The organism is Orbaceae bacterium lpD04 (assembly GCA_036251935.1).
Taxonomy (GTDB): Bacteria; Pseudomonadota; Gammaproteobacteria; order Enterobacterales; family Orbaceae; genus Orbus; species Orbus wheelerorum.
The window spans coordinates 1,935,652-1,955,804 of record CP133967.1 but is presented as its reverse complement, the minus strand read 5'-3'; the positions used below and the strand labels follow the sequence as shown (position 1 = coordinate 1,955,804).

The 20,153-nt window shown below is 35.8% G+C and carries 19 protein-coding genes; 16 read left to right on the top strand and 3 right to left on the bottom strand.

The window, feature by feature from the left end; genetic code table 11:
- Nucleotides 1-229 precede the first annotated feature (229 nt).
- On the bottom strand, nt 230-1,321 hold the full coding sequence (ychF, locus tag RHO14_08785) for a redox-regulated ATPase YchF (protein ID WVD70450.1): 1,092 nt from the start codon (nt 1,319-1,321) through the stop codon (nt 230-232).
- Nucleotides 1,322-1,568: 247 nt separating this feature from the next.
- On the opposite strand from ychF, the gene RHO14_08780 reads away from it, so the two are divergent.
- The 9 genes from RHO14_08780 (at nt 1,569) to RHO14_08740 (ending at nt 11,028) form a co-directional block, all read left to right on the top strand.
- Nucleotides 1,569-2,372: a siderophore-interacting protein gene (locus RHO14_08780; protein ID WVD70449.1), complete on the top strand. Its 804-nt coding sequence runs from the start codon at nt 1,569-1,571 to the stop codon at nt 2,370-2,372.
- A 21-nt stretch (nt 2,373-2,393) separates the two neighbouring features.
- The gene (locus tag RHO14_08775; GenBank protein WVD70448.1) at nt 2,394-2,975 is read left to right on the top strand and encodes an ACP phosphodiesterase; all 582 of its coding nucleotides are present in this window, start codon (nt 2,394-2,396) and stop codon (nt 2,973-2,975) included.
- A gap of 131 nt (nt 2,976-3,106) precedes the next feature.
- Entirely contained in the window at nt 3,107-4,780 is a 1,674-nt protein-coding gene (ligB, locus tag RHO14_08770) for an NAD-dependent DNA ligase LigB (protein WVD70447.1), read from the top strand.
- A 91-nt stretch (nt 4,781-4,871) separates the two neighbouring features.
- Nucleotides 4,872-5,267 (top strand): hypothetical protein, encoded by a 396-nt coding sequence (locus RHO14_08765; GenBank protein WVD70446.1) that lies wholly within the window; start codon nt 4,872-4,874, stop codon nt 5,265-5,267.
- 25 nt (nt 5,268-5,292) lie between these two features.
- Nucleotides 5,293-6,333: a zinc transporter ZntB gene (gene zntB, locus RHO14_08760; protein ID WVD70445.1), complete on the top strand. Its 1,041-nt coding sequence runs from the start codon at nt 5,293-5,295 to the stop codon at nt 6,331-6,333.
- A 52-nt stretch (nt 6,334-6,385) separates the two neighbouring features.
- On the top strand, nt 6,386-7,159 hold the full coding sequence (locus RHO14_08755; protein ID WVD70444.1) for a GNAT family N-acetyltransferase: 774 nt from the start codon (nt 6,386-6,388) through the stop codon (nt 7,157-7,159).
- Nucleotides 7,156-9,033: a DNA topoisomerase III gene (locus RHO14_08750; protein WVD70443.1), complete on the top strand. Its 1,878-nt coding sequence runs from the start codon at nt 7,156-7,158 to the stop codon at nt 9,031-9,033. The genes RHO14_08755 and RHO14_08750 overlap by 4 nt, the downstream gene beginning before the upstream one ends.
- 841 nt (nt 9,034-9,874) lie before the next feature.
- Nucleotides 9,875-10,201: a DUF6506 family protein gene (locus RHO14_08745; GenBank protein WVD70442.1), complete on the top strand. Its 327-nt coding sequence runs from the start codon at nt 9,875-9,877 to the stop codon at nt 10,199-10,201.
- A 14-nt stretch (nt 10,202-10,215) separates the two neighbouring features.
- Complete coding sequence (locus RHO14_08740; protein ID WVD70441.1) at nt 10,216-11,028, top strand: helix-turn-helix domain-containing protein; 813 nt, start codon at nt 10,216-10,218, stop codon at nt 11,026-11,028.
- Nucleotides 11,029-11,335: 307 nt separating this feature from the next.
- Here the strand turns inward: RHO14_08740 and RHO14_08735 are convergent, their stop codons facing one another.
- Nucleotides 11,336-12,712 carry an MATE family efflux transporter gene (locus tag RHO14_08735; GenBank protein WVD70440.1) on the bottom strand — a complete coding sequence of 459 codons (1,377 nt, stop codon included), beginning with the start codon at nt 12,710-12,712 and terminating at the stop codon, nt 11,336-11,338.
- Between the two features lie 208 nt (nt 12,713-12,920).
- Here RHO14_08735 and yejK point away from each other — a divergent pair, with 208 nt between their 5' ends.
- Both yejK and nfo read left to right on the top strand, forming a co-directional pair.
- Entirely contained in the window at nt 12,921-13,919 is a 999-nt protein-coding gene (gene yejK, locus RHO14_08730) for a nucleoid-associated protein YejK (GenBank protein ID WVD70439.1), read from the top strand.
- A gap of 246 nt (nt 13,920-14,165) precedes the next feature.
- Complete coding sequence (gene nfo, locus RHO14_08725; GenBank protein WVD70438.1) at nt 14,166-15,005, top strand: deoxyribonuclease IV; 840 nt, start codon at nt 14,166-14,168, stop codon at nt 15,003-15,005.
- Here nfo and RHO14_08720 read toward each other — a convergent pair.
- A complete protein-coding gene (locus RHO14_08720; GenBank protein ID WVD70437.1) occupies nt 15,002-15,481 on the bottom strand; it encodes a hypothetical protein in 480 nt (159 codons plus the stop codon). The two genes, nfo and RHO14_08720, sit on opposite strands and share 4 nt — an antisense overlap.
- A gap of 231 nt (nt 15,482-15,712) precedes the next feature.
- On the opposite strand from RHO14_08720, the gene RHO14_08715 reads away from it, so the two are divergent.
- From RHO14_08715 to RHO14_08695, 5 genes are all read left to right on the top strand, one after another.
- On the top strand, nt 15,713-16,375 hold the full coding sequence (locus RHO14_08715; GenBank protein WVD70436.1) for a nucleoside recognition domain-containing protein: 663 nt from the start codon (nt 15,713-15,715) through the stop codon (nt 16,373-16,375).
- Nucleotides 16,375-16,851, top strand: a complete 477-nt coding sequence (locus RHO14_08710) for a YjiG family protein (GenBank protein WVD70435.1) — start codon at nt 16,375-16,377, stop codon at nt 16,849-16,851. The genes RHO14_08715 and RHO14_08710 overlap by 1 nt, the downstream gene beginning before the upstream one ends.
- A gap of 15 nt (nt 16,852-16,866) precedes the next feature.
- Nucleotides 16,867-17,970 carry an amidohydrolase gene (locus RHO14_08705; GenBank protein WVD70434.1) on the top strand — a complete coding sequence of 368 codons (1,104 nt, stop codon included), beginning with the start codon at nt 16,867-16,869 and terminating at the stop codon, nt 17,968-17,970.
- A gap of 217 nt (nt 17,971-18,187) precedes the next feature.
- A complete protein-coding gene (locus RHO14_08700) occupies nt 18,188-19,015 on the top strand; it encodes a MetQ/NlpA family ABC transporter substrate-binding protein (protein ID WVD70433.1) in 828 nt (275 codons plus the stop codon).
- Between the two features lie 67 nt (nt 19,016-19,082).
- Complete coding sequence (locus RHO14_08695) at nt 19,083-20,144, top strand: methionine ABC transporter ATP-binding protein (protein WVD70432.1); 1,062 nt, start codon at nt 19,083-19,085, stop codon at nt 20,142-20,144.
- Nucleotides 20,145-20,153: the final 9 nt, after the last annotated feature.

Here is a 20,153-nt window from a genome sequence, read left to right as displayed (position 1 = left end):
TATTATAAATTAATTAAAAAGTATTATAATGACTTTAATCAAATATAACTATAAAGTTTCATATTAAAGTGATATTTAATATGAAATAGGACATATCCTACTAAAACTTAATCATCAGGCTCGATGAATTAAGTTTTTTTTTGACCAAAATTTGTATAAGTTTTTTATCTCAACTCTTTGTACAAATAATAAAGCCGACATTTAGTCGGCTTTATTATTTATGTTAATTTTAAACATTAAATAAGAAGTTCATTATATCGCCATCTTTAACAATATAATCTTTTCCTTCTGAGCGCATTTTGCCCGCTTCTTTTGCACCTTGCTCACCTTTGAAGTTAATAAAATCATCAAAAGCAATTGTTTGAGCGCGGATAAAGCCTTTTTCAAAATCAGTATGAATTTTTCCTGCTGCTTGTGGTGCGGTTGAACCAACAGGTATTGTCCATGCTCTCACTTCTTTTACGCCTGCGGTAAAATAAGTTTGTAAATTGAGTAATGAATAACCTGCGCGAATTACTCGATTTAAGCCTGGTTCTTCTAAGCCAAGATCTTGCATAAACTCATCACGCTCTTCATCATCAAGCTCTGCAATTTCAGCTTCAATTGCTGCGCAAACTGGCACAACAACTGCATTTTCTTGATTAGCAATTTCAATTACTCTGGCAAGATAAGGGTTGTTATCAAAACCTTCTTCATTAACATTTGCAATATACATTGTTGGCTTAATAGTTAAAAAGCTAAGGTATTTAATTGCTTCAGCTTCTTCTTTGGTCAGTTTTAATGTAATAAGTTTATTGCCTTGTTCCAAATGAGGTAAGCATTTTTCAAGTACTTCTTGCTCATATTTGGCATCTTTATCGCCACCTTTAGCTTTCTTTTGTACTCGTAAAATTGCTCGTTCGCAGGTATCTAGATCGGCTAATGCTAATTCGGTATTAATTATTTCAATGTCTTGTGCTGGATCAATTTTACCTGCAACATGGATGATATTATCATTTTCAAAGCAGCGCACAACATGACCAATTGCTTCTGTTTCACGAATATTTGATAAAAATTGGTTACCAAGTCCTTCACCTTTAGAAGCACCTTTAACTAAACCTGCAATATCAACAAATTCCATGGTCGTTGGTAATATTCTTTGTGGTTTAACGATTTCAGCTAATTTATCTAAACGAGCATCAGGCATTGGCACAACACCTGTATTTGGTTCTATTGTACAAAACGGAAAATTTGCTGCTTCAATTCCTGCTTTGGTAAGTGCATTAAAAAGTGTTGATTTGCCCACATTTGGTAAACCGACAATTCCACATTTAAATCCCATGATTATACCCTAATTAAACATCAAAAAATGGCTGCGATTATATACTAATTTCGATTGTAACGATATAGCTAAGATCGCTATCCTATTTTTCAATTTAGTTGATTTAGCGATCTTATAAAGGCAATCGATTTATATCGAGTCTCTTTATATCCGCTAATAATTAGCTTTTTATCAATAAAATATCTTTGTTTTAATTCTGTGCTGACACGGTGTATGATAGCAAGATGCTTATAAAGGAAAATTACATATGAATCAAAAAGTATCAGCTCATAAACGTTCGATTATTAATGGCATATTAACAGTTAAGCAAAGTGAGCGTTTATCGCCTAATCTTATTCGTATCATTTTTAATTGTGATAAAACGTTTGAATTTGATCCACTCTGGATTGGTCCTCATGCAAAATTACTTTTTCCTATCAAGGGAAGTCGTGATATCGTTTTTCCCCAAGCGAATGAAGAGAATAAAATTATTTGGCAAGACGGTACTCGCGAGCGAGTAAGGACCTATAGTATTCGAAGCTATAATAAAGCTGATAATACTATTGCTGTTGATTTTGTGGTACATGATAGCGGCATCGCAACGTTATGGGCTCAGCAGGCTAAAATAGGCGATTGCATTGGTTTGATTGCAATGGGCGCTAAAAATCGATTTGATGAAAGTAAACAATTAGTATTATTAGGTGACATTGCTGCAATGCCAGCGATTTGCTATATATTAGAGAATTTACCACAAGGGCAAAAAGCAATAGCGGTAATAGAAGTTCGAGATGAGCAAGATAAGTTGCCTTTAACAATAACTGGATCTGCCCAATTGACATGGATTGTTACCGCACACGGTCAAGATAGTCAATTAATTAACCAGTTAACTAAATTAAATCTAACTATCGATCCACAAAATACAATCTTTTGGGGCGGTATGGAATCCTCTATTGCACAGGCAATACGCCATTTTTTAAAAGATAATTTTGCAACGTTACCAAGTGATGCAATGCATTTTATTAGTTATTGGCGGGAAGGCTTTGCTGAAGGGCAATTTAAGCATCATGATTAATAAAGTATAGCTAATTAATTTATGAATATACTCGCCCATCTTCATCTTGCTTCATTGGCTAATAGCTCGATTATTGGCAATGCGGCGGCTGATTTTGTTAAAGGTGATCCTTATCGGCAATACTCAAAACGTATTGCCGATGGCATTATGATGCATCGACGGCTTGATAAATTAATCGATAACTTACCAGCAGTGAAACAAGCTAAGTTACTTTTTCGGCCGCAAACTCAGCGAGTAGCACCAATAACCCTTGATATTATTTGGGATCACTTTTTAGCGAAAAATTGGCCTAACTATGTAACAAGTGTTAGCCTTAACGAGTTTAATTTACAAATAAAAACCATTGTTGATAAAGATATTACGCTTTTTTCGTCGGATTTTTCGCAATTTATGAGCCACCTATGGCAAGGTCAATGGTTGGTAAATTATGCAAATATCGATTTTATTGGGCGGGTATTAAATGGAATGGCTAATCAGCGGCCAAAACTGGTTTTATTGCGTGACACTTTTCTCGACTTTACTGACAATTATCATCAATTAGAGCAATCATTTATCACTTTTTACCCACAGTTAATTATTCAAGCAACTGATCGTCAATTATAGCCTTTTATTGACCGAAAGATTTTATTTTATACTGCGATAATTAAAGCAAACTTAGTTATTTAATCTAACAACTCACCAAATATTGATAAATTATTTTATACCTATTTTTAATCTAATTTATGTGGTTAGTTATGCAAAAAATTGTGCTGATAATTTTATTACTAGCTAATATGGGGTGGGCGAATTGCCCAAATTTTACTACCTACCAAGCCGAAAAAGAGCTACTTTCACTCGAAAGTCAAATTGCGATTTGGGATAATGCCTATTTTATTAACGGACATTCATTAATTCCTGATGAAGTCTATGATCAAGTGCTAAATCGTTACCAACAGTTGCTTATTTGTTTTCCAAATTATCAACAAACTGATTTTAGTCAGCAAGTGATAATCAACCATAAAATTATTCATCCAGTTGTTCATACTGGCGTAAAAAAACTAACATCAATCGATGCAATAAAAAACTGGATGGTAAATAAAACGGATCTTTGGTTGCAGCCTAAAATAGATGGCGTTGCGGTGACACTCATCTATGAACATGGCATATTAGTTTCAGCAATTAGCCGCGGAAACGGTAGCTATGGTGAAAACTGGACCGAAAAAGTCAAATTAATGCCCATGGTACCTCAAAAAATAATAACTCTCACGCCACAGGTTTTATTACAAGGCGAGCTATTTTGGCTGGTTGAAAACCATATACAAAAGCAGCATGGCAGCAATAACTATCGTTCAAAAGTTGCTGGCGCTTTAATGGAAAAATTACCAAATCACGAAAAATTAAGCCAAATTCGATTTTGGGTATGGGAATGGCCAGCTGGGCCACCAATGATGACGCAGCGCTTAACAGAGTTAAAACAGATGGGATTTAATTATGGGGTTGATGATACAACAGCCATTAGCACTTTTTTGCAGGCACAGGCAATTCGTGAACAATTATTTAACTCCCCGCTTAATTATCCCACCGACGGTATTATTATTCGCGAAGGCAAAAGGCCAGCAGGGCAATATTGGCAGGTTAAAGAACCGTATTGGATTATCGCTTGGAAATACCCAATACAAGAAAAACTAACCGTCGTTAAAGATATTCAATTTTCTGTTGGCCGAACCGGTAAAATATCAACAATTATTTATATTGAACCCATTACCATTGATAGTAAAAAAATAACCCGTTTATACCTCGGTTCAATTAATCAACTTATCAAAACTGATATTGCTATTGGTGATAGCATTGCCGTTAAATTATCAGGGCAGAGTATTCCACAGTTAAAATCAATTGTTTGGCGCGCATTCGATCGTAAAAAGCAGCTATTACCTGATGAAAAAGTTTATACATTTATGACATGCTTTACATATAGTAAGGCTTGTCATCAACAGTTTTTAGCGCGCCTGGCTTGGTTGAGTGGTAAACAGGGTTTCAATTTTAATCATATCGGCCAAGCAACTTGGTTAAAGTTGGTAAATGAAGGCAAAGTCACCTCGGTGATTAGCTGGTTAGAACTAGAACTTAATGACTTTGCTAATATTCCAAGTATTAGTGAGCAACAGGCCAATAATCTCTTTGCCCAGTTTCAATTAGCTAAACAATCATCATTTGTTCTATGGCTAGCAGCATTAGGCATAACCGATTTACCACCAACAATTAATCAATATTGCTGGCAAGACATCGTCTTATGGAGCATTGATGAATGGCAAACCAAAACAAATATATCTTTATCTAAAGCAAAAAAATATCGATTATTAGTGAATAGTGAGCAAATTAATAAGCTACAAAAAACCTTAGCAAGGCAAAAGGTTAGCGGATTTTTTTAGCTTTGTTACCTAATGATAAAAATAGGCTATTTAAGCTTTTAAGTATATAATTTAGCAACAATTGAATACCACAATAGCGGCTAGGTTATTGATGATGGGTAAACAAATAAAAGCAATTACGTGTCCTAAATGTGGTTATAATCACAAGGCAAATCTGGATAATGAGCGATATCATTGCAAAAATTGTAACACTGATTATTCTTTAAATAATGATCAAGTTAATATCAATAATAGCCCTGATAGACCGCAAGCAAAAAGCCCACTTGATGCGGTTAATATTAGTAAAAATAAGACCAGCGTAAGTATTATAAGTGCTATTATTGGCTTACTTTTTGTTGTTATGATAATTAATAGCATTACAAGCAAATCGACACCAAAAAATGATAACAGTAATACTCGCTTTTCAAATAATGATTTACCAACCAGCGATAAAAATAGCATTATTAGCCAGCAATCTGGCGCGATCTTAAAAGACAATATGAAGTAATTTTATTAATCTATGGATAATAGTCATGAATGAGTTAAACCAAACTGTAGCGCCAAACCATGATAGTACAACTGTGCCGGCTATTTTGCCGATAAAAAATAGTTTACTTTTATCTTGCGCCCCCATATACAGTTGCCAATTAGATGGCAAAGGAAAGTCGATAGCAATTGCGCCTGATGGACAAGCAACAGTAAAACAACCTTGCTGGCTACATTTGGATTTTACCAACCCACAAACCATTGATTGGGTAAACTCAACTCAATTGCTATCTGACCTGGCTAAAGAAGAATTACTAAAACCAATTCAAATAGCTAAAGAGGCGCGGTTTGATAGTGGTATTTTAGTGGTATTAAAAGGGGTTAATATAACGCCAAACGCATTACCTGATCCAATTGTCACATTTCGTTTTTACATTACTGATAATTTAATTATTTCAACTCGTCACCAACAAATTGATGCCATCGCTTTCTTAAAGGAAAACTTAGATAAAGGAATTGGCCCTGTTGATGTGGCTGATTGGCTGATTCAAATTTCTCAATTAATTAGTGATCAAGTTAATATATCATTTGATAATGTACATAATAATATTATTAGGCTTGAAGATAATGCACTAAATCAACGCACTTTTTCTTATAAAGAAATTGGCCGAGTTCGTAAACAGTTGATTGTTTTACGGCGACTATTATCCCCACAACGAGATATTTTTGTTCGCATCTCAACTGAGCGAATATCATGGATTGATGATAATGATCGGCAACATTTGCATGATATATCTAATCAGCAAAGTCATTACATTAGTGACATTGATAGCTGCTTATTAAGGCTGGGTTCATTAATGGAGCAAATCAACGGATTTTTAGCCGAATCAACCAATAAACGTATTTATTTAATGACCTTAGTTACGCTTATTTTTATGCCACTGACTTTTTTAACTAGCTTACTTGGGGTAAATTTAGCTGGCATTCCATTTAGTGAAGCAAAATGGTCATTTGGAGCCTTCGTTATTATCATTATTGCGGTATGTATTGGTTCAATTATTTGGTTAAAGTCTAAAAAATGGATGTAATTTATATCTCTAAAGTCATAAATAATATTTAGGCATACTAAGGTAAATTTTCATGGTTATTTATGATGTACAAGATAGGGCATCGATTGCGCAATTATTCCTAAGTTGTGATAAGACGTTTATACAATCGTACTTTCAAGGTTATATGGGAAAGGGCTATGTCGATGATTTAAATAACCCTAAGTCGGCTTTAATTATTATTGGTGAATTCTATTTTTTTGCCGGTACTGAAAATTACCACTTAGCCAGTTTTAAGCCCAGTTCCTACCACAGTAATTTCGCTATAATGGTGCCGCCTAATCAACAATGGGCAACGCTTATTGAAAAAATATATGCGAGCAACGCCCAAAAAATAACCCGTTATGCTTTTAAAAATAACACATTATTTGATATTAATAAGCTTGAAAAAATCGTTTTACAGCTACCGTCAGAGTATCAATTAAAACTCATCGATAACACATTATATCAGCAAATATTACTCTCTGACTGGGGCAAAGATCTTTGTGCTAATTTTAAATCTTACAAAGAATTTAAACTGCGAGGTATTGGTGTAGTTGCACTAAAAAATGATATAATTGTTGCCGGAGCATCATCTTACGCAGCCTATAAAAACGGTATTGAGATTGAAGTCGATACAAAAGAAACGGAAAGGCGTAAGGGGTTAGCGTTAATTTGTAGTGCAAAATTGATAATGACATGTTTAGATAAAAATATTTATCCAAACTGGGATGCTCACAACGAGGCTTCGCTTAATTTAGCTCAAAAACTTGGTTATCATTTAGATAAAAACTATTTTGCATATATTATTGGTTATTGTTGTTTATGAGTCAGATTTCTACTAATGGTTATAAATTATTCATTGCTGAAAAGCCAAGCTTAGCAAGAGCGGTTGCCGATGTGTTACCCAAACCGCACCAAAAAGGTGACGGTTTTATTCGTGTCGGTAATGGCGATATTGTCAGTTGGTGTATCGGTCACTTACTCGAACAAGCCCCACCAGATAGTTATAATGAGCGCTATAAAAAATGGCAAATTAGCGATCTACCTATTATTCCTCAAAGCTGGGTATTATTACCTAAAAACAGTACCCAAAAGCAGTTTAATGTTTTAGTTGGTTTAATCGGTAAGGCAACTGAAATTGTACATGTAGGCGATCCCGATCGTGAAGGCCAATTACTGATTGATGAAGTGCTAAACTACTGCAAAATCCCAAACGATAAACTTCGTCTAGTTAAGCGCTGTTTAATTAGTGATCTTAATGCTTCTGCCGTTGAAAAATCACTCAATAATTTACGTGATAATTATGATTTTGTTCCGCTATCAACCTCAGCTTTAGCAAGAGCAAGAGCCGATTGGCTTTACGGCATTAATATGAGCCGATTATGTACGATAAAAGGTCAAAATCGGGGTTATAAAGGCGTGCTATCAATCGGCCGAGTACAAACGCCGATACTTGGTTTAGTCGTTAGGCGAGATCTCGATATTGAAAATTTTGTCAGTAAACCGTTCTATGAAGTTTTTGCCATCATTCAAACTAAGCATCAAGAAACCTTTAAAGCAAAATGGCAACCAAGCGAAGCATGCGCACCTTATCAAGATGAAGAAGGCCGGCTTTTAATTAAAGCATTAGCCGAAAATGTTTGTGAGCGCATCAAAAACCAGCCAGCATTCATTGAAAACGTCAGCAATAAAAAGAAAGAATTAGCGCCGCCGATGCCATTTAATTTATCGGCATTGCAAATTGAAATGGCCAAAAAACTTGGTTTAAGTGCGCAAGATGTATTAGATACATGCCAGTCATTATATGAAAAACATAAATTAATCACCTATCCTCGTTCTGATAGCCGCTTTTTACCTGAAGAGCATCTACAGCAAATTGATGGCATAATAGCCGCAATTAGCAATAATTGCACCAACTTACAAGATGCGATTTTAAATGCAGATTTAAAGATTAGAACTAAGGTCTGGAATGATAAAAAAGTTGAAGCGCATCATGCCATTATTCCAACACTAAGAAAAGCAGATACCACGCGCTTAAACCATAATGAATTTGCTGTTTACACCATGGTTGCAACTCAATATTTAGCCCAGTTTTACCCGAATTATCGTTACGCTGAGCTGCAAATTGATGTCGATATTGTCGGTGGTAAATTTATCGCTAAAGCGAATCAAATGTTAGCTGAGGGCTGGAAAGTATTATTTAAAAATACTCAAAATGTTAATGCAGAAGAGTCGGAGCCATTACTGACTAAACTAGTTAAAAAAGGTGAGCAAGCATTATGTATTGATGCTGAGCTAATTAGTAAAGAAACCTCACCCCCTAAGCCGTTTAGTGATGCAACACTACTATCGGCAATGACGGGAATTGCGCGCTTTGTGAATGATCCTGAAATCAAAAAAATCTTAAGGGAAACCGATGGCTTAGGCACCGAAGCAACGCGCGCAGGAATTATTGAGTTACTGTTTAAACGTGAGTTTTTAACGCGCCAAGGTAAAACTATTCGCTCAACTGAAATCGGGCGGCAATTAATTAATATGCTACCAACGGTTATGACCGTACCGGATATGACTGCCCACTGGGAATCCCAGCTTGACGCAATTAGCCAAAAGTCATTTAGCTATCATCAGTTTATGGGGGAATTAACCCAGTCCATTTATCAGTTAATTGAAAAACTTACTAATATCCGTTTTAACCGTTAATTATTGCGTGATAATTATAATTTAGTCCATCAAATTTATGCATTAAAAAGTAACATTTAGTTATAATCAAGTTAAATAATTAAAGGGAATCATATAATGGCTATTATTGATAATGCAAAATATTCATATTAAAAAAATAATTTTAATTTTGATAATTGTAAATTAAATAGAAAGGCATATGGTGAGTTTATAGCATCTTATATAACTGGTGAGAAGGAGGGGTTTGTTTTAAATATAGATAGTGAATGGGGTTCAGGTAAAACTGAATTTTTAAAACGCTTATATATAGAATTATTAGCAAGAAATCATCCAACAATTTATATTGACGCGTGGGAAAGCGATTTTTCAAATTGTCCTTTAACTGTTGTTTCAAGTGAATTAATTAGTCAGTCAGTTATCTTTATTCGATGAAAAATTAATTGAAAATAGTACATTAGATGCTATTAAAACTAATGTTGGAAAAGTTATAAAAGTTGCAGCAGTAGGAATGGCTGGAATTGTTTCTCATCGGCTTTTTGGAAATTCGACAATTGGTATCGATACAGTAAAGGAATTAATAAATAAAAATCCAAACTATATTTAGATAGCTTAAGTGATGAGTATCAAGAACAAGTGAAGGCCATTAGTTGTATTCGTTCCGACTTAATCTGACGGTTTTCACTTGTAGCATACAATCAAATCTGACAGTCTGCTTTGAGCGAAAGGCGGAAGTTCTCAATCGTTTTACTCAAAGATTAGTATTTAACTCAGAAAAGTCCCACTTCAGTGTCGCTTCGGTACAATTCTATTTTTGTGCCCTTAGGTAGACTGATAACTCATTTTATTTAAGAGGAGTTTCAATATGTCTGATATTTTTAAAGCCGCCTTTATTTTTGTTGCGCCGGCTGCTGACTCTAAAAAGCACATGTCTTGGGTAAAGACAGACAAGGTTCATGTTAAAATGGTCGCAGTGCATGATTATCATCAAGGCTGTATGATAATTGATGATTTATGTCTCGAAGGTATCAAAGCAATAGAGTTATGTGCAGGATTCGGTTATTTGGGGGTTGCTAGCATAGTGAAGGCTGTCGACGGACGGATGCATGTTGGTGTTGTACGTTTTGATCGTCATCCTTGCTTGGATAACCTCAGCGGTGATACACTGTTCATGTCATCTTCTGAATCTTAAATATTGCACCATATATGCTATGCCGCAGATACCGACCTCAACCCGATTTGGCGCCTTGGCTAGCTCATTGTTGGGAATGGAGCTTCAATAAAAACGACATTTTACCAGAAATTTTCCCAGGGACGGGCGCTGAGATTCTTTTTAATTTGGGAGATAATTTTTCGATAACAAGCATATCTCAGTATGGCTTACCTCAGAATTTTTTAGTTAATCAAGGTGCTGTGATATTACTTAGTCCACGCTACAGCCGTCTGATTTTTTCCACTTGTAAACAAGGCCATATATTAAGTCTACGACTACGCTCTGCTGCTTGGTTCGAAATTTTTAATATACCGTTAGATCTTCTCTGTGATCAGGTGTTACATCTCGATGAATTGGGTGTTTTTCCTACGAAAGCAGAAATAATTCTTAAACAAGGAGCCCCCATTCTAAGCCATTGGATACGACAAGAGCTTACTAACCGATCTCGTCGCAATATCAATTTTTTGCAGCCGATAGAAAAACTTTATCGTGGTATTCCATATAGTGAGTTTAGACAGTTACTAGACATAAATACACGTACACTTCAGAGACGGTTACGTTGCTATCTTGGTGTCGATGCCCGTTATTTCCAACGCACAGCTCGCTTTCAGAGAACGTTACACAGGCTTTCATCAGGGACACTATTATTTGATGCTATGTTAGAAGAAGGTTATTATGACCAATCTCATTTTATCAAGGATTGTCAATTTTTTACTCAACGTTCACCAACTAACTTACTAACCCAAGAGCAAATCATTATTAACTATTACAATCACGAAATAGACACATTTGTTAGTTTTTTTTAAATAATTTCACATGGGTGAACAAGAAGAAAATCACCTATTTCAGATCCTGATGATTATTCGACTAGCTAGGCTATTGATTAATAAGGACAGATATAATTACAGCACCCATAGTTTGGCGAGAAGTTAGGAATGTCCGTTTCTGGCACAGAGCTGCCTGTCAGATTAGGTTTAGGTCTGTACCGTAGGGGGGCAGGTGGAATCTGAGCTAATACAATTAAGTGATTCTATAGTTACTTTTTAAATAGAAAATAACTATTTGTATATCAAATAAATAACTTAATCCTATTTTTTAATAATTATCATTGAATTATGCCGTAACATGCCCATGGCGATTTTTGACTGATTTGAAATACCAGTAAAGAGTTAAATAGGCAAGTATGCTTGCAAGTAAATCAGAAACGGGAGCGGCTAACCAAACACCATCTAAACCTAAAAACTTTGGCAAAATATAGAGCGTAGGTAATAGTATTAAAACTTGCCTTGATAAACTTAGAATGATAGATATTTTTGCCATACCAATACATTGGAAGAAGCTCGTTGTTACCATCTGAAAGCCAATCAAAATAAATAATAGCGTAATATAACGCAGCGCGGTTGATGATAAGTCAATCATATCTTGCTCTGAGGTAAAGGCACTGGCTAATAAATTGGGAATAAACATACCAAGTAAAAAACCAATACCGGTGATGACTGTTGCAATTTTAACAGCATAAAAAAACGTCTCTTTAACGCGAGCATAGTTTTGCGCACCATAATTATAACCGACAATTGGCTGCATCCCTTGATTAACGCCAATAACAACCATAATAAACAAGGTAATTAATCGATTGGCGTTTGAATAAGCTGCAATTGCATCATCACCACTAATATTGGCTAATGGCGCATAGTGATTGAGTTGCCAGTTAATAAATACAACCACAACTGACGTTGCAACTTGCATCGCAAAGGGCGACATACCAATTGATAAAATATCTAAAATTGACTCTTTATCAAGGCGTAGGTTTTTTAATCGAAGCCTGACAACGCTTTTATTGCTAGTAAAATGAATCATGACCAAAATAAAGCTAAGCATCATTGCGATAGTTGTTGCAAGGGCAGCTCCGCGCATTCCCCAATCAAATAACTTAATAAAAATGGGCGCTAAGATAATATTTGCAACAACGGTTGATAAAATAATCAGCATTGCTTTTAATGGGTAACCACAAGCCCTCATCATATTCGCGTAGTTAAAGGATAATGTTAAAAAGAGGCTTCCTGGTAAAAATATTTGTAAAAACTGTTTGGCATAAGTATGGGTAACCTCGCTTGCACCAACAAGGTAGAGCAGTGGATCAATAAATATCATTAAAACGGCAAGCGTTATGCCACTTAGTAACAATGTTAGTACAAATGACGAGCCAATAATTCGTTCCGCTTTATCTTGTGCTTTTTGGCCTAAAAAAATCGAAATCCGACTTGCAGAGCCAACACCGATTAATAAACCAATTGCGGCCGCAATGGTCATAACTGGTAGGATTAATCCCGCAGCACTTAATGCCTCACGGCCGATCCAATGGCCAATAAAAATACCATCAATAATGTTGTAAAGTGTATTCACGGTTGTGCCAATAATCGCAGGTAAAGCGTATTGCCAGAAGAGTGAACTCATTTTTTTGTCGGTAAAATCTTTATAATTGGTTGCCATCAGCGGATCTTTTTTATTTATGTAGTGAGCAAAAGTGAATATACTTGCATGAATTAAGGCTAATCAATACATTTTGCTATTAAAATATACTTATAGTCTTATTTGAATTGTGGCTATTCTAACAGACAAATAAATTGTTTATACGCATTTTTTTGATAATTTCTGTTAAAATAGCACTAATGTTTATCAACCAAAGATAGGTTAGCCAATGAGTTTACAAATTGAACAAATTATACTTCATCAATTGATCCGAAAAAGTGAGACAGAAATTGATGTCGTATTACGTGATTCAGTGCTTGAAAATCATCAGGTTGTTACTGATTTAATCGCTGATATTAACCGTGTTTATAATAATAAAGCGAAAGCTTATGGTTTATTCCATGAAAATAGCTTATTTGAAACATCAGTTAAAGAGATGAAATTAGGTAATCAAGATTTTTTAAATTTTAGCCAACAATCGGTTAAACAATTACGTAATGAACTTGCGAAGTATCCTTTTGCGGAAGGTGGTTCAGTAGTATTTTGCCTCTATCGTTATTTAGCCGTTGAATATTTATTAATAGCCGTACTAAATACTTGCCATAGTATGTTAGTTAATGACAAGCTTGAAATTAACCAAACTCAATATCTAGACATTGATCACGCTGATATTATTGCAAGAATCGACATTACTGAGTGGCAAACCGATCCTGATTCTAAGCGGTATTTAACGTTTTTAAAAGGCCGTGTTGGTCGAAAAGTGTCAGACTTCTTTATGGATTATTTAGGGGCTAGCGAAGGCTTAAATGCAAAAAACCAAAATAAGAATCTAGTCCAAGCTGTTGATGATTATTGTCAGGAAATTCAACTTGATAAGCAAGAGAAAAAAGCCGTGCGCGAACAAGTCTACGGTTATTGTAAAGGGCAGTTAGAAGCAGGTGAAGAGATAAAATTGTCTAATTTGGCTAAAGAGCTACCAACGTCAGATGATAATAATTTTACGTCTTTTGTTGCCGGTCAAGATTATGATCTTGATGAAGAGTTTCCAGTTGATCGCGCGACATTACGCCAATTGAAAAAATTCTCGGGTAGTGGTGGCGGATTGACGATTAATTTTGATTCAGACCTTTTAGGCGAACGAATTCGATGGGATGCTCAAACCGATACGCTTGTGATTAAAGGATTACCGCCTAATTTACGTGATCAGCTGCAACGTAATAATAAATAATTACTATAATTACGATGATTTAAACATCTAAATAAACGTTTTAGATGTTTTCGTTATTTTTTTATTGTAACGTATCATTATAATGAAAAAACACACCATAGAATTTTAACCATTAATTATCATTAGACTGACTGGCGCTATTTATAAATCTAATTATTGTAATAGCTTTAAGATAATAGTTGGATTAGCTATGATAGGTGCAATAATTTATCGTATGGTTAGTTTAAATAAATGGAGAGATAAAGCATGAAATATATTGGTGCCCACGTTAGTGCATCGGGCGGCGTTGATAATGCCCCGATTAATGCAAATCAAATTGGTGCGACGGCTTTTGCTCTATTTACGAAAAATCAGCGTCAATGGCAAGCAAAGCCACTTGAACGTGCAACGATTGATAAGTTTAAATTAAACTGCGAAAAATATGGTTATAGTAGTAAACAAATCTTGCCTCATGATAGCTATTTGATTAACTTAGGTCATCCAGAAAGTGAGCAGTTAGAAAAATCGCGAGCTGCATTTTTAGATGAAATGCAGCGCTGTGAGCAGCTGGGTTTAACACTATTAAATTTCCATCCTGGTAGTGATTTAAGGCAAATATCGGTTGATAACTGCCTTGCTCGCATTGCTGAGTCAATTAATATCACGCTTGATAAAAGCAAAAATGTGGTAGCCGTGATTGAAAATACCGCCGGACAAGGCTCAAACTTAGGTTACAAGTTCGAACATTTAGCGCAAATTATACATCAAGTTGAAGATAAATCGCGAGTGGGTGTTTGCATTGATACTTGCCATGCATTTGCTGCCGGCTATGATCTACGCACGGTTAAAGCGTGCGATGAAACTTTTGATGAATTTGATAAAATAGTTGGCTTTAAATACTTACGCGGCATGCATTTAAATGATGCTAAAAGTGAACTGGCTAGCCATGTCGACAGGCATAACAGCCTTGGTAAAGGAAATATTGGCAAAATAGCCTTTGAGTATATTATGCAAGATCCTCGCATCGATGAAATCCCGTTAATTTTAGAAACTATCGATCCCGATATTTGGGCTGAGGAAATCGCTTGGTTAAAATCCTTCACCTAAGCCAGCATGACTTTTAGTTTTTCAATTATCATCTCTCGACTTGGTCCTTGATAAATCGGAGGATCGGGTCGTTCACAAAATTCTCGCCATATAAAAAATGTAAGCTCAGCACCATCTGTTATTGTTTCAGGGTTTTCAGCGCCAAAAGACTGCAATTGGCGATATCTTTGATCTTGCCAAAAAAGATTGATTAACCACTGAGTGATTGGAATAAAGTGAAAATGAATAGCTAAATTTTTATTATGGCCATAGCGGCTTATATATAGGTGGTTGGGCGTCAGTAATTCATTTAACGCATAGTCAATTTTAGACATCAAATATGTCATCTCTGTTAAAGCTTTTTGGGGCAGTAAATGCAGTTGCCCCTCATCTAATCTAGAACTTAACATAATATAGCCTGGTAGCGCAGAATTAATACGATGGTTAATATTCCAATAAGCTGTCTGCTTTATAAGCATATTTGCAGGGATTTGCATAATGTTCCTTTTATTGCAAGGCTGACGAACTTAATTTTCTAAAATGAACATCATTAATATAATAAAATAGGGTTATTTCTACTCATTGTATTATAAAAAATAGCAATGCCAAATAACGTTACTAAAATTATATGATAAAGTATTTATGGATCCTCTTTCCGCTATGTCGTAATAAACGATCCCACATCGATAATACATAACTATATAAAATAATATTAGGAGATACTCTACATGTCGAGTAATAGTGATAAATCCCATAAGGTACCGATTAAAATCGGTATTAAAGCTTATCTTTCACTTATTGTTGCTATCCTCTTTTTTTCAGGCCTTTTTCTTAATGTAGATGGCATGAAATGGCTAGGAGCATTCGATTTTACAACCCTTGGTGGGTCATTTGGTACGATGCAAAACCCAGCGAAAAATACCTTTGTTGGTGAAGCTGGAATTAGTGCCAAGGCTGGTTTTTTATTTGCACTATCATTAGTCCCAACGGTAATGCTAGCACTTGGGGTGCTTGAAATTTTTACTCATTACGGCGCAATTCGAGCTGCACATAAATTACTTACACCATTATTAAAACCAGTTTTAGGTTTACCGGGTTTAACTGGCCTTGCTTTAATTACCGATTTACAAAGTACTGATGCGGGGGCCGCTTTAACTAAAGAATTATATGATGAGAAAGTGATTGGCCAAAAAGAGTTAATCATTATGGGCTCGTGGCAATATTCAGGCGCGGGGCTAATTAATAACTATTTTGCTATTGGCTCGGCTCTATTTGCGTGGCTAACGGTGCCCGTTGTTATTCCATTAATTTTAATGTTTGTAATGAAATTTGTTGGCGCTATTTTTGTTCGTATTGCATTAAATACATTTTATAAAAAGGACTTTTACTAATGAATAATACGACTAAAAAAGAGACAAATAACCCATTTGATATTTTTATCATTGGTGCTAGAAAAGGCTTTAATATTGCTATTAATAATCTAATGCCTAATGTATTAATGGCTTATGTTATTGCGCAAATTCTTAATTTACTAGGCTTAATGGATTTTTTAGGCATTGTTTTTTCACCAGCAATGTCGATTTTTAATCTACCAGGCGTTGCAATAACTGTGCTCTTAACTGCGTGGTTATCGGCATCAGCGGGGACTGGTGTTGCGGTAAGCCTATTTGCCCACCAGCAACTAGGTATTACCGATATCACTATTTTGGCGCCAGCTATTTTTCTAATGGGCTCACAGTTACAATATATGGGGCGCCTTTTAGGTGTAGCAGACGTGCCTAAACGATACTGGCCATTACTGATGGTAACGAGCATTCTTAATGCGATTATTGCAATGCTAGTGATGAGAGTTATTATTTCTCTCTAATTTAAAGGAGTAAGCATGTCACAAGTACTAGAACATTATAAATATTTACACACTATTCCCGAACTTGGGTTTGTTGAACACAAAACCGCAGCGTATATCAGTCAGCGCCTCAAAAATGCAGGATATGACGTTTGTGAGCACGTCAATAATACAACTGGGATCACGGCGCTTTATGACAGTGGTAAACCAGGGCCTACGTTAGCGCTACGAGCAGATATGGACGCGCTTGGTCATATTATTGATGGCAAACACTGCGCAATGCATACCTGTGGCCATGATGCGCATTCGTCTATTGCACTAACGACCGCCGAGCAAATTATGCAAGAAAACATCGTGAATAAGGGCCGTATCAAATTTATTTTTCAGCCAGCTGAAGAACTAGGTTCTGGCGCGTTAGCCATGATTGAGGGCGGGGTTATTGATGATGTCGATATGATTATTGGATTGCATTTGCGCCCTAAAGATGAGTGCCCCAAGGGCTTTGCTTCTCCTGCAATGTATTATTCTGCCTCGACAACCATTGAAGTTGATTTTATTGGTATTCCTGCGCATGGTGCGCGTCCGCATCTAGGTATTAATGCCCTTGATGCCGCATCACTTGCGATACAAGCCGTTAATAGTCTTCATTTAAATCCAGCCCTTAATTATAGCGCTAAAGCGACGCGCTGCATTTGTGATGCAGGGGTTACTAATGCTATTCCTGCTAAGGCTCATGTTTGCTGGGATTTAAGAGCACCAACTAATGAGGCAATGGATGAGTTAAAAGCTAAAGTACTTAACGCGATTGAGTTTGCTGCAAAATCGATTGGTGCAAATGCTAACATGTTAGTTTCCAAAGAGATCCCAGCCGCTGTGATCCATGATGAAGTTACTGACATTATCGCTGAAAGCATTAAAGATGTACTGGGCGAAGCGGGCTTAAAGGCGCCAATTTATACACCCGGTGGAGAAGACTTTTTTAATTATCCACGCGAAAGAGCACACATTAAAGCCGGATTTTGGGGATTAGGCGTAGATTTAGTGCCTGGTTTACATCATCCCGATATGCATTTTGACACCACTGCTATGGTCGATGGCGTTAATATCTCTAAAGCATGTATTAGGCGGGTTTTAGGCTAATTTACTTTCCCTTTTTATCATTTAATAAGTTTGTGAAAAAGTCACAAACTTATTTCTAATTTCATCGTTCACTCATTAGCAGCCAATTGAATTTATCATGCTTAATATATAACTAAACGCTATATGATTATGCTTAATTCATATTTAGTTAGTCAGATTTTTATTGTTAGATTATTACTAAAACAATACCTTATCAGGATTATATTAGGGATAAATAATGAAAAAACTACTAACGCTACTTGTACCATTAATTTTTATGAGTGGTTTAGCCAGCTGCGATAACGCCGATCAAAGTACTCATAATCAAAGTAAACACATTATTAAAGTTGGTACTTCACCTGGTCCTTACAGTGAACTGTTCTTAAGCGCAATTAAGCCCATTTTAGAAAAAGAAGGTTATCAAATAACTGTAATTGATTTTACTAATTTGCGTCAGGCTGATGTTGCACTTAATGATGGCGATATCGATTTAAATGTTGACCAGCATACTGCTTACTACCAAGATTTTAATAAAAGTACTGGCGCTAACCTAATTGGCATTACCCAGATCCCAACCGTGCCAGCTGGAATTTATGGCGGTAAGAAAAAGTCATTAGATAAAGTCGCTAAAGGTGATACGGTAGCAATTCCGGTAGATCCATCAAATACTGCGAGAGCTTATACATTATTACAAAAAGCGGGCTGGCTTACATTTAAAGAGGGCACTGATTTAACCAAAGTATCGGCTAGCGATATTGCTGGTAATAAATATAACCTCAATATTATTGAAATCGATTCTGCAACAATCCCACGTTCATTAGCCGATGTTGATTACGCAATTATTCCCGGCAGTGTTGCTTATGCAGCAAGTGTTGATATTAACAGTACATTATTAGCGGAAGATATTTTGGAGCACTTAATTTTAGTTGTAACAATTAAACAAGTTAATGAAGATTCACCATGGGCTAAAGCGGTAGTTGCAGCTTATCACAGTGAACAATTCAAACAGTATTTAAGCGCGCATAATCAACATAATTATTGGTTTATTCCACCAGCATTAAGATAAGTCGGTACTAATATTTAGGATGAATGATAAGCGATAAATCCCTTTTAATAATATTAAGTTGCGAAATATGATTAAGTTAGAAAACATTGATGTGATCTTTAATGATAAAAATAAACAGCCATTATACGCGGTAAAAGGAGTTAATTTATCGGTTAAAAAAGGCGAAATTTTTGGTATTGTTGGCTACAGTGGGGCCGGCAAATCAACGCTGGTGCGAGTGATTAATTTGTTACAAAAACCTACTTTGGGTCAGGTTACGGTAAATCAACAAAATTTATTAACCTTAACATCGGCTAAGTTACGCCAAGCTAGAAAAAAAATTGGAATGATATTTCAGCATTTTAATCTGATGAATTCTCGCACTGTTTATGACAATGTCTTATATCCACTACGTGATTCAATTTTGTCTAAAAGTGATAAAAAGCAAAAGGTAATTCAGCTACTTGAGTTGGTCGGGTTGACGGATAAAATGCACGTTTATCCGTCACAGCTTTCTGGTGGCCAAAAGCAGCGCGTTGCTATTGCAAGGGCATTAGCTAATGATCCTAATATTTTATTGTGCGATGAAGCGACCAGTGCCTTAGATCCTAAAACGACTCAGGCCATTTTAAAATTATTAAAAGAGTTAAATCAAAGGCTTGATTTAACCATTGTTTTAATTACTCATGAGATGCAGGTAGTAAAAGAGATCTGCCACCAAGTTGCGGTGATGGAACATGGTCAAGTAATAGAGCAAGATGATATCGTCAATATTTTCAGTCATCCAAAGCAAGCCTTGACGCAAGACTTTATTCGAACTGCATCAAATATTGAGCAAGCCTATGAAACGATTTTTAATCACCCATTACTCGCTAACGAATTAAAAAATCAGACTCTTTTTGAGCTGCGTTTTACGGGCAATAATCATTTTTCACCTTTTGTTAGTCAGTTATATCAGTTATACCAAATCAAGGTCACTATTTTATATAGCCATTTAGAGATCATTCAGCGCCAGCCAGTAGGTAGTCTAATTGTGATCTTTGATGGTAATGAGAAGGCGGTTATTACCGCTGAATATTTTCTTAGTCAGCAAAATATTTCAGTGAGCCGTTTAACCTCACTACAAAACAAAAATTATTACTCAATATAGTACAAGGGA

Coding starts and splice junctions, on each gene's coding strand:
- RHO14_08780 (WVD70449.1), top strand. CDS start 1,569: ATGAATCAAAAAGTATCAGCTCATAAACGTTCGATTATTAATGGCATA.
- RHO14_08695 (WVD70432.1), top strand. CDS start 19,083: ATGATTAAGTTAGAAAACATTGATGTGATCTTTAATGATAAAAATAAA.
- RHO14_08700 (WVD70433.1), top strand. CDS start 18,188: ATGAAAAAACTACTAACGCTACTTGTACCATTAATTTTTATGAGTGGT.
- RHO14_08775 (WVD70448.1), top strand. CDS start 2,394: ATGAATATACTCGCCCATCTTCATCTTGCTTCATTGGCTAATAGCTCG.
- RHO14_08715 (WVD70436.1), top strand. CDS start 15,713: ATGTCGAGTAATAGTGATAAATCCCATAAGGTACCGATTAAAATCGGT.
- RHO14_08765 (WVD70446.1), top strand. CDS start 4,872: ATGATGGGTAAACAAATAAAAGCAATTACGTGTCCTAAATGTGGTTAT.
- RHO14_08735 (WVD70440.1), bottom strand. CDS start 12,712: ATGGCAACCAATTATAAAGATTTTACCGACAAAAAAATGAGTTCACTC.
- RHO14_08750 (WVD70443.1), top strand. CDS start 7,156: ATGAGTCAGATTTCTACTAATGGTTATAAATTATTCATTGCTGAAAAG.
- RHO14_08720 (WVD70437.1), bottom strand. CDS start 15,481: ATGCAAATCCCTGCAAATATGCTTATAAAGCAGACAGCTTATTGGAAT.
- RHO14_08740 (WVD70441.1), top strand. CDS start 10,216: ATGCTATGCCGCAGATACCGACCTCAACCCGATTTGGCGCCTTGGCTA.
- RHO14_08755 (WVD70444.1), top strand. CDS start 6,386: ATGGTTATTTATGATGTACAAGATAGGGCATCGATTGCGCAATTATTC.
- RHO14_08745 (WVD70442.1), top strand. CDS start 9,875: ATGTCTGATATTTTTAAAGCCGCCTTTATTTTTGTTGCGCCGGCTGCT.
- nfo (WVD70438.1), top strand. CDS start 14,166: ATGAAATATATTGGTGCCCACGTTAGTGCATCGGGCGGCGTTGATAAT.
- zntB (WVD70445.1), top strand. CDS start 5,293: ATGAATGAGTTAAACCAAACTGTAGCGCCAAACCATGATAGTACAACT.
- RHO14_08705 (WVD70434.1), top strand. CDS start 16,867: ATGTCACAAGTACTAGAACATTATAAATATTTACACACTATTCCCGAA.
- RHO14_08710 (WVD70435.1), top strand. CDS start 16,375: ATGAATAATACGACTAAAAAAGAGACAAATAACCCATTTGATATTTTT.
- ychF (WVD70450.1), bottom strand. CDS start 1,321: ATGGGATTTAAATGTGGAATTGTCGGTTTACCAAATGTGGGCAAATCA.
- yejK (WVD70439.1), top strand. CDS start 12,921: ATGAGTTTACAAATTGAACAAATTATACTTCATCAATTGATCCGAAAA.
- ligB (WVD70447.1), top strand. CDS start 3,107: ATGCAAAAAATTGTGCTGATAATTTTATTACTAGCTAATATGGGGTGG.